This window comes from Aeribacillus sp. FSL K6-1121 (genome assembly GCF_038003725.1).
Taxonomy (GTDB): Bacteria; Bacillota; Bacilli; order Bacillales; family Aeribacillaceae; genus Aeribacillus; species Aeribacillus composti.
The window spans coordinates 2271437-2283730 of sequence record NZ_JBBOPS010000001.1; the positions used below are offsets into that span (position 1 = coordinate 2271437).

16 protein-coding genes are annotated in these 12294 nt (G+C 36.9%); 8 read left to right on the forward strand and 8 right to left on the reverse strand.

From position 1 onward, the window contains the following. The first annotated feature begins 111 nt into the window (after positions 1–111). From NSQ61_RS11120 to mnhG, 7 genes are read left to right on the forward strand one after another with little or no spacing between them, the layout of a single operon-like run. Positions 112–2532 (forward strand): Na+/H+ antiporter subunit A, encoded by a 2421-nt coding sequence (locus NSQ61_RS11120; RefSeq protein ID WP_311066997.1) that lies wholly within the window; start codon positions 112–114, stop codon positions 2530–2532. Beyond that, complete coding sequence (locus NSQ61_RS11125; RefSeq protein WP_130157063.1) at positions 2504–2941, forward strand: Na(+)/H(+) antiporter subunit B; 438 nt, start codon at positions 2504–2506, stop codon at positions 2939–2941. Before NSQ61_RS11120 ends, NSQ61_RS11125 begins: the two co-directional genes overlap by 29 nt. After that, complete coding sequence (locus tag NSQ61_RS11130) at positions 2941–3279, forward strand: Na(+)/H(+) antiporter subunit C (RefSeq protein WP_144597768.1); 339 nt, start codon at positions 2941–2943, stop codon at positions 3277–3279. The genes NSQ61_RS11125 and NSQ61_RS11130 overlap by 1 nt, the downstream gene beginning before the upstream one ends. Beyond that, positions 3276–4760: a Na+/H+ antiporter subunit D gene (locus NSQ61_RS11135; RefSeq protein WP_340806994.1), complete on the forward strand. Its 1485-nt coding sequence runs from the start codon at positions 3276–3278 to the stop codon at positions 4758–4760. The genes NSQ61_RS11130 and NSQ61_RS11135 overlap by 4 nt, the downstream gene beginning before the upstream one ends. A 5-nt stretch (positions 4761–4765) precedes the next feature. Further along, on the forward strand, positions 4766–5242 hold the full coding sequence (locus tag NSQ61_RS11140; protein WP_130157059.1) for a Na+/H+ antiporter subunit E: 477 nt from the start codon (positions 4766–4768) through the stop codon (positions 5240–5242). Next, complete coding sequence (locus NSQ61_RS11145; RefSeq protein ID WP_066249245.1) at positions 5242–5529, forward strand: Na(+)/H(+) antiporter subunit F1; 288 nt, start codon at positions 5242–5244, stop codon at positions 5527–5529. The genes NSQ61_RS11140 and NSQ61_RS11145 overlap by 1 nt, the downstream gene beginning before the upstream one ends. Further along, entirely contained in the window at positions 5510–5875 is a 366-nt protein-coding gene (gene mnhG / locus NSQ61_RS11150) for a monovalent cation/H(+) antiporter subunit G (protein ID WP_063387064.1), read from the forward strand. The genes NSQ61_RS11145 and mnhG overlap by 20 nt, the downstream gene beginning before the upstream one ends. A 43-nt stretch (positions 5876–5918) precedes the next feature. Here the strand turns inward: mnhG and NSQ61_RS11155 are convergent, their stop codons facing one another. The 5 genes from NSQ61_RS11155 to NSQ61_RS11175 all read right to left on the reverse strand — a co-directional run bounded on the left by NSQ61_RS11155 (position 5919) and on the right by NSQ61_RS11175 (position 10344). Beyond that, on the reverse strand, positions 5919–6557 hold the full coding sequence (locus NSQ61_RS11155) for a response regulator transcription factor (RefSeq protein WP_066249242.1): 639 nt from the start codon (positions 6555–6557) through the stop codon (positions 5919–5921). A gap of 66 nt (positions 6558–6623) precedes the next feature. Beyond that, positions 6624–8951 carry an ATP-binding protein gene (locus NSQ61_RS11160; protein ID WP_340806997.1) on the reverse strand — a complete coding sequence of 776 codons (2328 nt, stop codon included), beginning with the start codon at positions 8949–8951 and terminating at the stop codon, positions 6624–6626. A gap of 18 nt (positions 8952–8969) precedes the next feature. Beyond that, the gene (gene comX, locus NSQ61_RS11165; RefSeq protein WP_340806999.1) at positions 8970–9137 is read right to left on the reverse strand and encodes a competence pheromone ComX; all 168 of its coding nucleotides are present in this window, start codon (positions 9135–9137) and stop codon (positions 8970–8972) included. Positions 9138–9153: 16 nt separating this feature from the next. Further along, on the reverse strand, positions 9154–10086 hold the full coding sequence (locus NSQ61_RS11170) for a polyprenyl synthetase family protein (protein ID WP_340807002.1): 933 nt from the start codon (positions 10084–10086) through the stop codon (positions 9154–9156). A 117-nt stretch (positions 10087–10203) separates the two neighbouring features. After that, on the reverse strand, positions 10204–10344 hold the full coding sequence (locus tag NSQ61_RS11175) for a DegQ family regulator (protein ID WP_063387066.1): 141 nt from the start codon (positions 10342–10344) through the stop codon (positions 10204–10206). 339 nt (positions 10345–10683) lie between these two features. Between NSQ61_RS11175 and NSQ61_RS11180 the strand changes: the two genes are divergently transcribed. Continuing rightward, complete coding sequence (locus tag NSQ61_RS11180; RefSeq protein WP_232515690.1) at positions 10684–10923, forward strand: helix-turn-helix domain-containing protein; 240 nt, start codon at positions 10684–10686, stop codon at positions 10921–10923. A gap of 49 nt (positions 10924–10972) precedes the next feature. Here NSQ61_RS11180 and NSQ61_RS11185 read toward each other — a convergent pair whose 3' ends face one another. The 3 genes from NSQ61_RS11185 to NSQ61_RS11195 all read right to left on the reverse strand — a co-directional run bounded on the left by NSQ61_RS11185 (position 10973) and on the right by NSQ61_RS11195 (position 12113). Then, entirely contained in the window at positions 10973–11221 is a 249-nt protein-coding gene (locus NSQ61_RS11185; RefSeq protein ID WP_066249236.1) for a YueH family protein, read from the reverse strand. A gap of 79 nt (positions 11222–11300) precedes the next feature. Then, complete coding sequence (locus NSQ61_RS11190) at positions 11301–11519, reverse strand: spore germination protein (RefSeq protein ID WP_144597769.1); 219 nt, start codon at positions 11517–11519, stop codon at positions 11301–11303. Between the two features lie 63 nt (positions 11520–11582). Continuing rightward, complete coding sequence (locus NSQ61_RS11195) at positions 11583–12113, reverse strand: HD domain-containing protein (RefSeq protein ID WP_063387069.1); 531 nt, start codon at positions 12111–12113, stop codon at positions 11583–11585. Positions 12114–12294 lie beyond the last annotated feature (181 nt).

Consider the following 12294-nt stretch of genomic DNA (forward strand, 5'->3'; position numbering starts at 1 on the left):
GATACGATATTTGTGGTCTTATGAACTTGAAATTTAAAATGCTATATATGCAAAAAATATTGAGAACAATAAAATACAGCTAGTCCAAAACATTGGATAAGGAGGGTTTACATGACATTTCTGCATTGGGCTATATTATTTCCATTTCTATTTGCTTTCATGGTACCATTCCTATATAAGACATTTCGGAAAATACATACTGGATGGTTTGTGCTTCCCCTTCCTATATGTTTATTCATATTTTTTCTTCAATTTTTGCCGGGAGTTAAGTATAAAGAAGGTATCGTACAAACTGTTAAATGGATTCCATCATTAGGAATTGATTTTGCTGTTTATGTGGACGGACTCAGCCTTCTGTTTGCTTTGCTCATTACCGGTATCGGATCTCTCGTTGTTCTTTATTCGATTTACTATTTGTCGAAGGAAAAAGAACAGCTGAATGCGTTTTACGTTTATTTGTTGATGTTTATGGGGTCAATGCTTGGAGTAGTCTTAACTGATAATACTATTGTTTTATATACTTTTTGGGAAATTACCAGCTTTTCTTCTTTTCTATTAATTGGCTATTGGCATTATCGGGAAAGATCACGTTACGGGGCGCTAAAATCGATGCTTATTACTGTTTTCGGCGGGCTTTCCATGCTTGGCGGATTTATATTGCTCTACATCATGACTGGAACATTCAGCATTCGTGAAACAATTGCCCAAAGCAGCAGTATCGCCGACAATGGATTATTTATCCCAGCCCTTATTCTGCTCTTATTGGGAGCATTTACAAAATCCGCCCAATTTCCTTTTTACATTTGGCTGCCTGATGCGATGGAAGCGCCAACGCCAGTCAGTGCCTATCTCCACTCAGCAACGATGGTGAAAGCAGGCATTTATTTAGTTGCTCGATTCACACCTGTATTTGCAGGAAGTGCCGAATGGTTTTGGATCGTTTCACTTTTCGGAATTTTCACCTTATTCTGGGGATCCTTCCATGCGGTGAAACAAACAGATTTAAAAGCGATGTTAGCCTTTTCAACTGTCAGCCAGCTCGGCATGATTATGTCCCTTTTAGGTGTCGGCTCCGCCGCCCTCTTGTTTGATCATTTTGAATTTTATTCAGTTGCGATTTTAGCAGCGATTTTCCATTTGATTAACCATGCGACATTTAAAGGCAGCCTATTTATGGTTGCAGGCATTGTTGATCATGAGACAGGCACTCGAGATATTAGAAAGCTTGGCGGACTCATGTCCCTTATGCCCATTACCTTTACGATCGGTTTAATCGGCGCGTTTTCTATGGCAGGTCTTCCACCATTTAATGGATTTTTAAGCAAGGAAATGTTTTTTACCGGTATGATTCGAGTATTGAACATGGATGTATTTCAAACAGAAACATGGGGGTTTTTACTTCCAGTGCTCGCATGGATCGGCAGTATTTTTACATTTATTTACAGCATGATATTTGTTTTTAAAACATTTGCTGGAAAATTGCAGCTGGAAAATCTGCCTAAAAAGCCCCACGAGGCGCCGATCGGAATGCTGATTCCGCCTATTGTGCTGGCATCCCTTGTTGTTATTTTTGGATTTTTTCCAAACTTGCTTGCTTACAGCTTAATCGAACCGGCAATGAAATCTGTCATGCCTAGCTTGTTGAAGGATGGAGAACATTTTCACATTCATATTTCACATTGGCACGGCTTTACTGCGGAATTTTGGATGACAGTTGGCGTAGTGATACTTGGAATATTCCTATACTTGACAGCGTCAAAATGGAAAAGAGTTTACGATCTGCAGCCGAAAAGGATGACGCTCAATCAATTATATGATCATTCTTTAAAAACGGCAGGCAAAACTTCCAACCGGCTGACAAGCTTTTATATGACTGGATTTATTCGCGACTATCTCGTCTATATTTTTGCATTTATGATCATGGCAGTTGGAGCGACAATGATCATCAAGCAATCAATCTCTTTTGCTGCGGATGATGCTGCACCTGTCGGAATTTATGAATTGATCCTGTCGATTGTTATGATAGCCGGTTCAATCACAGCTGTTTTGGCAAGATCCAGATTGACAGCCATTATTGCACTTAGCTCCGTCGGGTATTCACTCGCACTGTTTTTCGTTTTATTTAGAGCGCCGGATTTAGCCTTAACGCAGCTAGTTATTGAAACGGTATCAACTGCCTTGTTTTTGCTTGCTTTTTATTTCTTACCTGAGCTGCAGAAAAAAGATAAAACTCGAAGATTCCGCCTAGTGAATTTTATAATTTCAGCAGGCGTCGGGGGGATTGTAACGCTGCTGGCCATTTCCGCAAGCAGCGAACGCACTGGAAAAACGATCGCGGAATACTTTCTGGAAACGAGCTATAGCTTGGGCGGCGGATACAATGTCGTCAACGTTATACTAGTCGATTTCCGCGGCTTTGACACGCTGTTTGAAATAACTGTTTTGGCAATCGCAGCGCTTGCTGTCTACAGTATGATTCGCCTTCGCACAGGAGGGAAAGACGTTGAAGAAAACGGGTTTAAAAACGAATGATCTTATTTTGCAAACAATTACAAAAATCGTGCTTTTTATCGTGATCATTTTTTCGTTCCATTTATTTTTCGCTGGCCATAATGCCCCTGGAGGCGGGTTTATCGGCGGGCTCATCACATCAGGAGCAATCGTTTTATTATTGATCGCTTTTGATGTCAAAACCGTGAAAGCGATTTTGCCCATTAATTATGTTAAAGTGGCGGCGTTCGGATTATTGATTGCGATTTTATCGGGGATCGGCTCCTTTCTTTTCGGAGTTCCATTCCTTTCTCATACACATGGCCACGTTCACATACCGGTTTTAGGCGATACGCATCTTGCGACTGCTGTCATTTTTGATCTCGGTGTATATTTTGTTGTTGTTGGCGTGACAATGACGATTATTCAAACGATTGGAGAGACGGAATAATGGAGATTGTAACTTCCATTGTTGCAGGAATTTTGTTTATGACAGCTACATATTTAATGCTTTCAAAAAGTTTATTGCGGATCATTATTGGAACAGGTCTTTTGAGTCACGGAGCTCATCTCCTCATTTTAACGATGGGGGGACTGAAAAGAGGAACTGTTCCGCTGCTAGATGAACACGCAGCTTCTTATGTAGACCCTTTGCCGCAAGCACTTATATTAACTGCAATTGTCATTAGCTTTGGAGTAACAGCCTTCTTTTTAGTGTTAGCCTACAGATCTTATCAAGAACTTGGAACAGACGATATGGATCAATTGAGGGGAAATGATCAGAAATGAATAACAATATCATTATTTTACCGATAATTATTCCTATGATAACTGCAGTATTGCTTATTTTTTTCAATAAACAAGAGAAAGTGCAAAAATATTTAAGCGCTGTTTCTTCTGTTATAAATATCGGCATTTCCGTTTTCCTTGTTCACTATGTTCATACAAACGGAATCATTTCCCTTGAAGTCGGAGATTGGAAAGCGCCGTTTGGGATTGTTCTTGTAGCCGATATGTACGCGATTCTGCTTGTTTTAACGGCAAACATTATTGTTTTTGCCTGTTTGCTATTTTCCTACAAAATAGTAGATTATAATCGAAGCAAATTTTTCTACTATTCCGGCGTCATGTTTTTATTGACCGGAGTGTCCGGTGCTTTTCTGACAGGAGATCTTTTCAATCTGTTTGTGTTCTATGAAGTTATGCTCATGTCTTCTTATTTTTTAATTGTTCACGGAAATTCAAAGCCGCAATTAAGAGAAACTATTAAATACATTTTAGTAAATGTTATTTCATCGGCTTTATTTGTCATATCCGTTGCATTTCTATATGCTGTAACAGGTACATTAAACATGGCTGACTTGAGCCTGCGAGTCGCAGAATTAGGCTCATCCGGCATCATCGCGGCCATCTCCATCATGTATTTAATTGTATTCGGATTGAAAGGAGCCATTTTCCCGCTTTTTTTCTGGATGCCCGGCTCCTATCAGGCTCCGCCAGCAGCTGTTACGGCTCTATTTGGTGCTCTTTTGACAAAAGTTGGCGTCTATTCGATCACAAGAGTGTTTACGCTTATTTTTTTGCAGGACATTGCATTTACTCATACGTATATCGCATGGCTAGCGGTGCTTACGATCATATTTGGCGTTATTGGCGCCATTAGCTTCTCGGATATTAAACAGATCGTGATATACAACATTTTGACAGGCGTTGGTGTCATTTTATTCGGAGTGTCCACAATGACCGAATCAGGTTTAGAAGGATCTGTTTATTACATGATCCACGATATGATTATTAAAGGGTTGCTGTTCCTTTTGGTCGGAATCGTCTTTTCGATCACTGGAACAACAAACCTTGATAAATTCAGTGGACTAATAAAAAAATACCCAACACTTGGGTGGATGTTTTTTATCGCCGCATTAGCTTTAGCCGGCATTCCACCATTAAGCGGTTTTATCGGGAAACTGAAAATAGTCCAAGGGGGATTTGAGCAAGGTGAATTTGTATTAGCTTTCGCAGTCTTGCTTTCAAGCCTTTTAGTCCTATATTCTGTGATGAAAATATTTATTAACGGTTTTTGGGGAGAGGAAAAAATTCCGCAAGTTCGGGAAACCAGTCAAGTAAAAAGTCTTTACGTTCCGGCTGCTTTCTTGCTTGCTCTCTCATTATTTTACGGGCTTGGCACAGAATTTATCTCTTCATACATCAAACAGGCGGAACAGGTTCTTCTTTCTCCAGATCTTTATATTGAAGCCGTATTAAAGGAGTAGATCACATGGCCTTTCAAATACTGTTAAATTTTATGATTGCCATTACATGGATGCTTTTGCAGGATGACTACTCATTCATCACATTTTTTATCGGATATCTTTTAGGTATTATCATTCTTTTCGCGCTGCGCCGTTTTTTTCCAAGACGATTTTATCTGTACAATATTGCCGCTGTCATAAAGCTCATATTCATCTTTTTGAAGGAGCTTGTCCTTGCAAATATTGCTGTTTTAAAAATCGTTTTGTCGCCAAAATTGAAAATGGAGCCTGGAATTTTTGCCTTTGAAACAGAATTGGAAAAAGATTGGGAAATTACGATTCTATCCAATCTCATTACTTTAACACCAGGAACATTTGTTATTGATATTTCCGATGATAATAAAACGCTTTATATCCATTCTGTGGATATAGCGAATGTCGAACAAGCAAGAAAAGATATAAAAAGCAGTTTTGAGAAAGCTATTAAGGAGGTGAGCCGTTAATGTTTGAATTTATTATTTGGATTTCTTTGGCTCTTATCGCTGCTTCCTCTCTCTTATTGATGATTCGGCTCATCAAAGGCCCATCCGTTCCAGACCGCGCCATATCATTAGATGCGATCGGCATTAACTTAGTCGGGATCACAGCGATCATGTCGATTGTTTTAGATACAAGCGCTTTTTTGGACATTATTTTATTAATTGGAATTTTAGCTTTTATCGGCACGGTATCGATTGCTAAATTCTTGGAGAAAGGAGAAATTATCGAAAATGATCGAAACAATCAGTAAGTTTGTGATCGGATATCTCATTCTCCAAGGAGCCTTTTTCAGCCTAATTTCCGCCATTGGTGTGTTGAGGCTTCCAGATGTATATACGAGAAACCATGCGGCTTCCAAAAGCGCGACATTAGGTGTGCTCTCTATTTTACTAGGGGTGTTCTTATATTTTTGGGTGCTTGAAGACCATATGAATGGAAGAGTTTTGCTGGGAATCCTGTTTATATTTTTAACATCGCCTGTAGCAGGACATTTAATCAGCCGCGCAGCTTACCATACAAAAGTGAAACTATGGGAAAACAGCAAAATTGATGAGTTAAAAGAAAAAAAGAAAGCAAAGGATAAGGTTCATTCATGAGCCTTATCTTTTATAGCAATCAAATTGGACGGGACTTCTTAATTTAAAGAATGCCTTCTGACTTCGCAATTAATACGGCTTCTGTCCGAGAGCTGACGTGCAGCTTATTAAAAATGGAAGTGAGACTATATTCAATCGATCTTTTGCTTAAATGCAGCTTATCTGCTATTTCCTGATTTGTTAGCCCTCTTTCGACTTCCATTAAAATCATTTTTTCCCGATCCGTTAAAGGCTCATTTGCTTCTTTCATAGATGGCGACTTTAATGTCTGTCGTTCAATCAATTTTTTTACGTAATCAAATGATAGAATAATCTCACCAAGCAACGCATGGCGAATGTGAGATAATATTTTCTCTTTTGACTCCGTCTTGCTGATTACTCCATGAATGCCTAAGGAAATCGCTTCTTCCATATAATCATTGACATCATATCCAGTATAAAGAAGGACTTTGCATTGGTGTTCTTGAGATGTTATTTGCTTTGCCAGTTCAATCCCGTTGACGTCACCTAAATTCATATCCATAAGAACTGCATCATATTGCAAAAAATCGATTTTCTTCATAAGTTCAGCCGTATAAGGAGGCTCCAGACAATCCACTTCAACTTCAGAATCCGTCTCCAATATCGCTTTTGTCCCTTCTCTCACAGCAGGATGATCGTCAATCACTAAAATACGAATCATGTTTTCCACCTCTTTAGACAAAATCTACAGTAAAATGACTTGGCAAAAGCCAAGTCAAGAATGTGATTAAATTTCAATTAAGACCCGAAATCCATTTCCCGGAGAAGTCTCAATCTTCATTTCACCATCCAAAGCTTTTACCCTCTCTCTAATTCCGGACAATCCCATGCTTTCTGTTTTCGCATACAACAGTTCTTCATCGATGCCTACGCCATCATCTTCATAGTGCACTACAATTTTTTCTCTTATATTGACGAGCATAATTAATATTTGCTTCGCATTCGAATGCTTGCGCGCATTTGATAAAAGCTCCTGAATGATCCGGTACAAATTAAGCTGCATGTTTATATCAAGCTGCTTGTTAAAATTCCCCGTATTAAAGCGGATTTGAAAATTACACTGTTCTTCGTATTGCGCTACTAGCTTTGATACCGCCTTGACGAGTCCCAAGTCATATAAAATTTGCGGACGCAGCTCTTGACACGTTTCCCTCGTCATATGAATGATATCAAGAATGTTTTGATTCATGCTCTGAATTTTTTCGATCGTAGCAGCAGGATATTGTCCAGATTCCTCCAGAACCAATTCGCATTGCCTTTTTAACGAAATCAAATCTTGCAGCACAGAATCATGCAAATCTTTCGCCAAATTGGAGCGCTGCTTTTCTTCAATTGCAAACAGCAGTTTTTTGAGCCATGCAGGATTGCTGTTTCCCTCTTCCGCTTTTTCAAGCCTTTCCATCAATTCTTCTATTTTCAAAAAGTTTTCTACAGTTACATTCGTATAAAAAGCAAGGGAATTCAGCCAAGAAATTTCATCACGAGTCAGTTTAGGCGTTTTAATGACAGAAAGGCAAATAATAACATATTTCCTTCTATTCGTTTCACCGACAGTTAACACAAACCCTTTATCAAATTCTACAATTTTCCCTATTTCTGTTACAGCATTTAAAATATCTTTTTCGTATGGGGCAATTTCTAAAAGAACGCCGTCCCCATCATCATCAACCATTTCGAGCCGTCCACTCTCATGAACAACAAGGCAGTATGCACGGCTGACCTTCAAAACCTCTAAAATGGTCGATTTTAACTCAGCCATCATCTGTTTTAAACTGCCTGCTTTCCGGATCCTTGACGTATACTTCAAAATGCTGTCCTGATAATTATATTTTTCCGAAAACCGCTTAAACCGGAAGCGGAAGTCAACAATTTCTTTAAAATAAAAAACACATATCATTAATATATATATAATAATTGAAAGTTGAATAGGGTAAATTTTGGGATTATGTTCTTTTAGCAGTATGATAAAAGCCACTAAAAAGATAGTCGGCAAAATGGAAAGGAGAGCATAATATCTGACTCTGCCTAGAATAAACTCAATATCATATATCTTTGATGATAGAAACTGATACACAAGGGCGAAAGGTATTAACAGCATAAAGGAAGACAGGAACACTGGTGAGAACAAAACATCTTTTAAAATAATATACGGAATGACATATAATAGGACAAAAGGTGCAAAAGCAAGTACATTTGTAATAATTAAATTTCTAATCGTAAAAGATATCTCGGAAAGTTTAAGTTTTCTCATTCCTTTTATTTTCACTATAAACGATATTAACAATAAAAAGAGAAAGGTGATTAGATTCAACACTTTCGAATTATAATTAATATCTAAGTCTAACGGTTGTTTATTTATGTATTCAATTAAAAAGTTTACAATTACAAGAAAATATCCAAAAATAATTACTTTTTTATTAAATAATTCTTGTCCATGTTCATTAAAATAGTGATACAAAAAATGCAGATATATAACTGGAGTCAAAGTAAAAAATAAAACAACCATATATTGGGAAAAAGTGTCTCCCCGGGCAGAACTGGTTGCAAATAAATAGGCAAGAGATACACATAATAGAAAAAATTTCAATAAATATGGGGATAAAATTTTTAATTTTTTACTTGATCTATAGACTAAAAAACTGCAATACATAGATAGAAGAAAAAGAATAATTGGTATTATCATCATGAAAAATGTTTGAAGATCTAATGATGTTTCCTCAACGTTTATTTTAAATATACCGCCATCTGCCCGTTTGATTGTTAAATTCTTTACTTCTTGATAAACAAAAAAACTGCTCTCTCTAAAAAACTTTTCAGTAGGCACTCCATTTAATTCTAATACTTGATCCCCAATTTTTAGTCCTGCTCGATCAGCCCAAGCTTTCGGGTCAATATTTGTAATATAATATTGACCCTTTGATTTTTTTTCAATGCTTGTTCCTAAATAAGGATACGAGAGGTTGATTTGAAAAATATAAACAAAGAAAAACAGCGAGCTTATAAATACTGCAAGTTTATATCCAAAATCAACGATTTTTACCTTATTAAAAACCAAATATTTTCACCCTTCAAACTATTTCCAAAATGAAGCAGGCGGCAACAATTTTAAACCGTCTGTAAGTCCAGTAATAATGCCTAAAAGTTCATCAGAATCTTTAACTCCAATCAAACTAGCTTGTCCATTCACGACTTTCTCCAAAATATCAGGGTTTTCGATTAAGAAATTTACGATTTCTTGCATATTGATCTCTCCTTTTTTATTTTTTGATTAAATTTGTTAATAGTTCATCCAATTTTTCAGCAGGCAGCGGAAGTTTTTTTATATAAGTTTCAGCCTTCTTAAGCGTTATGTGTTTCATCACATTTAAATATTGGGTGACTCCCGCTTCCAACAGCTTTTCTTTAAAAGCTACAATGCTTCCAAAGTATTCGTCGAAGTCTTTTCCGCTGTGCACATATTGTAAAATATCCACGCTTGTTTGATTAAATTTCCTTTGCAAATAAAGTAATGCCAGTGACGGCTTCAAAAACTTCCTGTCCTGTTTATGCGGAGTAAACAATCCTTTATAATCATTCTCAATCTGGCCGGCAATCCCTACTTGGTGCCCGTATTCCTTAACTTCCTCGTATCTTTTCCCGCATGCAAACATGACACCCGCTTCAGCTGCAAGAGCTGTAAGGGAACCTGATTTCCATCTCATCATTTGCAAACATTCTTTTTCTGTCTTCACGGCATTTGCCAAATCAATATGCTGGCCTTTCATAGCCTGCAAAGCATATTCAAGAAACAGACCAAGGATCTCAGAACGATAAGGTGATGACAGCGAATGGATATGCGATAAACTTAACGTATAAAGAAAGGATGAGCTGTTAATCGCTTCCCCTCTATCAATATCCATCCACGGTTCTGTAAAGTTGTCCAGATCCTCCAAATCATCAAACATATCAAAAGCTAGGACGAGCAATTCAACAGCTGCCATAAGCTTGTACAATTCTTCTTCATCATTTTCGCTGTTGAATACGTTCGCATGCAAATAACAAAGCTCTGCAAAAGGAAATGTTTGTTTAGATTCGATAAAACGATGCAAAAGATTCCGCAAATAAAGCCAGTCTACAGACCTTTCGACCGCATCCTTCATAAACATTGCCACTTGAACTTTGTTTAATAATAACTCACTTTTTAATGCCATCCCCTCCTTTTGATCTGATTTATATTCAGCTTGAAATCTATGGATGTTTTACAATTATTATACTATAAATTATATATATTATCATAAAAAAGGCGACCAAATTTGGTCGTCGCCTCATTATACAATTTTCGTATATTGATATTTATCGTATTTGTCAATGCTCTTATTGATATTATCAAGCGCCTTTTTCGTTTCGTCTAACTCCCTTTCAAGCATTAAGAAGATCTTGTTGATTTTTTCGATTTCTTGATGATTCAAAGTATCACACTCCCTTGAAAAGATCCTTTTTTCGATCTTTCATATTTATTTTATAGAATTTTCGATCATTTTTCACCGAAAAACTAATTTGAAGTTTTATGCGTGATACCGAAAAACACGCAATGTGATTGTGTTTGTCTTTTTGCGATGTATGGCAAACTTATTATAAAGATTGCATGATCATGATTTTTATAACAGAAGGACTCCTTCTTTCCCCCATTTGTTAAATTCATATAAAAAAGAAGGAAAATTTTGATAAAAGAGGGTTGAATGAACGAAAGAACATTGATAGAATATTTTCTAAATCCCGAGAAGATATGACAAATAAGGGTGAACATAGTGGAAAAAAAAGAATATGTTATACATATTAAATTGGACAATTTATTGAAACAAAAAAGAATGACCAAACGAGAACTTGCCCGTCAAGCTGATATTCGCCATACGCTTGTATGGGAAATGTGCCACAACAAAACGAAGCGCCTTCCTCTAGATAAGCTTGCAAAAATTTGCTCCGTATTACAAGTCGACATACATGATGTCATAGAATTAGTAGAGAGAAAAGAAAGCAATCTAATGTAACCTCCGTCTGACAGCAGAGGTTACATATTTCTCAAATCCTCTTGAAAATTTACATTTCTTGTATCCATTGAGTAATTTTCGAAGAAAGTGAAATGGCAATGTTCTCATTCGATCTTTTTGCAATAGAATTTTGTAAATGTTCTCTTGTTTTGTCATTGATTTCTTCATATTTAATGATCTTGGACCATTCAAGCTGCGGTACAGCAACTAATATATACTCCTCTTTTTTGTTTTCATAAATATAGACGTTTCTGATCTCTTCACCGTTATGTATTATATTTGCCTTTCGTACTTTCATTGTTTCACTCCTTTTTTCCCTCTATTATAAAAAATACCTGAGTTGAAAGAAAAATCAATCTCAGGTTTTGCAAAATATTTTACCTATTCCCTATTATCGGTTGATCAAAGAAACTTTTCGAATGTTCATTCGTTTTGCTGCGAACGTCAAATGTTTTTACATAGTCTCCAACATTTAAAGCTCCTGAACCAAGCGCAGATTTTAAACTCGCCTTAGGAGAAATAGAAAAGCTGTCACCCACTTTTATGATTCCTGAGTCGACTTCATTAATCTCAATTGAACCTACAAAAGAAGGCAAATGAAACCACCACTTCCATTGTTTGTTTATAGTATTGTATGATCAAACGCCTAAATTGTTCGCTTATACAATGGATTTTAACTGAGAATAGTATTTTTCAACTTTTTTATCTAGAGTCCTAATTTTCTTTAAAGCCAGCTTTTCGTCAATTTGACGGTAATGATGCATTCCGCCTGGTTCTTCATCCAATTCATCAGCAAGCCGAACTATGCGCTGAAGAGGATTTTGCTTTAAATTACCATCAGGCAAATACGAATCCGTATGAAGGAGAATAGCTAAAGCAATTTGCTTGGCTGCTTCAGGCTTTTCCCCAAGCCTTATCAGCAGTTTATGCGCTCTGTTCGCTCCTTTTATTGCATGAATATCATTTTTTCGATATTTTTCATAATCCCATTTACCGTCCGTGTACCATTCATAATGGCCAATATCATGCAATAGAGCCGCCTTTGTCGCAAGATCGGGATTTACATTGAATGCTATCGCAAGACGAAAAGCATGATCAGCCGTTTTAATCGCGTGAGCAATGCCAGATCGTTTTAAATATTTTTGTGTAATTGGATGAGTGAAGACTTCCATTAAAGTGACCCTTTTCACAGCTCATCCCTCCTAAATATTTCTGTATAAGATACCATATGTTCGAAATTTTCGCAACGGAAGTGGATTTTAAAATTTATGCAAATATACTGGCGGTTTCGCTGAAAGCTGCAGACAAACATACACCGATTTGCATATGATATAAAAACAAAAAATTCAATGAATGATTGCCAGCAGGAAA

Coding starts and splice junctions, on each gene's coding strand:
- NSQ61_RS11120 (WP_311066997.1), top strand. CDS start 112: ATGACATTTCTGCATTGGGCTATATTATTTCCATTTCTATTTGCTTTC.
- NSQ61_RS11130 (WP_144597768.1), top strand. CDS start 2,941: ATGGAGATTGTAACTTCCATTGTTGCAGGAATTTTGTTTATGACAGCT.
- NSQ61_RS11135 (WP_340806994.1), top strand. CDS start 3,276: ATGAATAACAATATCATTATTTTACCGATAATTATTCCTATGATAACT.
- NSQ61_RS11140 (WP_130157059.1), top strand. CDS start 4,766: ATGGCCTTTCAAATACTGTTAAATTTTATGATTGCCATTACATGGATG.
- NSQ61_RS11145 (WP_066249245.1), top strand. CDS start 5,242: ATGTTTGAATTTATTATTTGGATTTCTTTGGCTCTTATCGCTGCTTCC.
- mnhG (WP_063387064.1), top strand. CDS start 5,510: ATGATCGAAACAATCAGTAAGTTTGTGATCGGATATCTCATTCTCCAA.
- NSQ61_RS11155 (WP_066249242.1), bottom strand. CDS start 6,557: ATGATTCGTATTTTAGTGATTGACGATCATCCTGCTGTGAGAGAAGGG.
- comX (WP_340806999.1), bottom strand. CDS start 9,137: ATGCAAGAAATCGTAAATTTCTTAATCGAAAACCCTGATATTTTGGAG.
- NSQ61_RS11170 (WP_340807002.1), bottom strand. CDS start 10,086: ATGGCATTAAAAAGTGAGTTATTATTAAACAAAGTTCAAGTGGCAATG.
- NSQ61_RS11185 (WP_066249236.1), bottom strand. CDS start 11,221: ATGAAAGTACGAAAGGCAAATATAATACATAACGGTGAAGAGATCAGA.